The sequence below is a fragment of the Oribacterium sp. P6A1 genome, assembly GCF_000702885.1.
Lineage (GTDB): Bacteria > Bacillota > Clostridia > Lachnospirales > Lachnospiraceae > Oribacterium.
In genome coordinates this window covers 1-2,369 of the sequence record NZ_JNKO01000079.1, presented here as the reverse complement: position 1 = coordinate 2,369, position 2,369 = coordinate 1, and the positions used below count along the sequence as shown (strand labels likewise).

Below are 2,369 nucleotides of genomic sequence, written 5' to 3'. Positions count from 1 at the left end.
GTTGTAAAAGCAATGATGTATTTGAGTGGTTGCATGCCATTTTTTATTGCAAAAATCTTAAAAGAGGTAGGTTTGAACCCGAAGAATTCAGGATGATAAATGAATTATCAAAGGAAATTACACAGACTATCCACGTTGTTATTACAAATGCTCCTGATTCGGAAACCGAAGAATTGGTTGCAATGAAAAAACATATACACGATAATTTGGGCGATAATGTAAGAATATCTTGTGTTAATTCAGTTGAAACAAAAACCAGAAAGGGGACGGTGCCAACATTTGGTCGTAAAGAAATCTTAGACAGTATGTTTGAATTATTATGGTCAAATATAAGCGAAAAGATTTCAGGAGAATATGCTAATGAATATAGGTCTGCAATAATAGCTTATATAAAAAAATTAGAAGGAAAGCTTAATCATGCTGTAGATGATTTTTCAAGTTTAGATATAGTCACTAAAGATGTAGATGAAGCTTTAGGTAAGTTCAGTAATGCTTTTGAACAAGCCAATGAATTCCAAGAATCTTTGATAAAATCTCTAAACCAAAAATATGAATTGGCAATTTCACCTTTAATCGATTTTTATAAAAACTATAAAGGTTTGTCAAATTTTAATATAGAAACTATTGATCTAAGTGCGTACTTTGATTTAGATATCTTTGAGTCGACAGATAATTCTGAATTAATGATTGAGTTTGAAGATTTATCAGACAAGTTAGATGGCATTGGAGAATCTTTCACTCGTTTTTTAGGAATGATGGCTAAAGCTACTAGTCTTTTGATAAGAATGAAATCTCTAGTAAAAAAATATAAGGATGATATTATCTCTGCAATGTATAGTCAAGTACCAACGATGGACCATTTACAAGCGCAAATATATAAATCTCTTATGGAGAGTCTTGTAATTAGTGAGTAAAAATACATATAACTATAAGAGGAGCAGTATAAATTGTTTAATTTGAATATCAAAAACACGAAGAAATGTGCAATTTGCAAATATTGGTATGATCCTACAAACAGTGCTATAAGTCCAAGAAATCCAAAACTAAATCTTTGGACCATTGATGATAGGTCACCCAAAAAGAAATGTATTAAAAAAAACCACGAAATGTCACCCATGGCTTTTTGCCAGGATTTTGAATGTAAATTGCAGATATTCCTTAGATTTTAATAGTATTATTTTATAATCAATCACCTTACTTAAAGAAAATGGATATAATAATGATGAAAAATATAGATGGGAGAAAAACAAAAAATTTCAGATCTATTAATATTTATGTTCGTTTGTGTGAAGGCAAGGTTATTTGTAAATCAGATGAAGCTTCACGTTTTGGTGTAGATGAGAGATCTATACAGAGAGATATTGACGATATTCGTGCTTATTTAGATGAACAAAGTATCGAATCAGGCGATAGTAGAAAGGTTATTTATGATAGAATAAAAAAAGGTTTTGTTATGGTTGGACAGGAACGTTCTATGATGACCAATAGCGAAATTCTGGCAATCTCCAAAATTCTTCTTGAAAGTAGAGCATTTACTAAAAAAGAATTAGGGATAATCATAGATAAACTACTGACTAGTTGTGTTCCAATAAAAAATATGAAAATTGTCAGTGACCTTATTGCGAATGAAAAATACCATTACGTTGAACTGAAGCATAAAGAGTATATTAATAATAAACTATGGAACATAGGATATAGTATCCATGACCAAAATTTAGTTTCAATAAAATACTCTAGGGCTAATAATTCAAATGAATCAGTTAATAGAATAATCGAGCCATTGGCAATTCTTTTCTCTGAATATTATTTTTATCTTAATGCCTACATAGTTAAAAATGATATGGATGGTAAATATAAACATAAATATGATTATCCTGCTGTATTTAGAATTGACAGAATCAAAGAATATACACCATTGAAAGAAAAGTTCTCTTTTCCTTATGCGGATAGATTTGAAGAAGGTGAATTCAGAAAAAGAGTACAGTTCATGTACCCAGGAGAACTTCAAAGAATGAGTATTAAATACTTTGGAGATAACCCTGAACCAATATTAGATAGACTTCCAACTGCAAGAATTGTTAAGAAGTATGAACATGAATGTGTAATAGATGCAGAAGTATACGGAAAAGGAATAATCATGTGGCTTTTAAGTCAAGGTAATAATATAGAGGTCATAAAGCCAGAGAGTATGAGAGAAGAAATAAAAAACACTTTGAAATCCATGTTGACTAAATATCAATAGTAATTGAGGAGAGGCTATTACCTCTCCTCATAATGGTTATTCGTCAAAAATAGTGGGTAACCATTGATTCTTTTTCGGAAGTTTAGTTGCGTGACATATGCATGTCAAGGGAGCTTTGCTCCACTTC

General features: G+C 30.6%; 2 protein-coding genes. Both read left to right on the top strand.

The genetic code is table 11. The features are described from left to right. The coding region (locus tag T515_RS16040; protein WP_207641134.1) for a hypothetical protein at positions 1-914 on the top strand (914 nt) is incomplete at its 5' end. 305 nt (positions 915-1,219) lie between these two features. Continuing rightward, positions 1,220-2,242, top strand: coding sequence for a helix-turn-helix transcriptional regulator (locus tag T515_RS16035; RefSeq protein ID WP_242839407.1), 1,023 nt, complete (start codon positions 1,220-1,222; stop codon positions 2,240-2,242). Positions 2,243-2,369 lie beyond the last annotated feature (127 nt).

What these genes read in the sequence shown, in the direction of transcription:
- T515_RS16035 (WP_242839407.1), top strand. Translation starts at nt 1,220, where the DNA reads ATGATGAAAAATATAGATGGGAGAAAAACAAAAAATTTCAGATCTATT.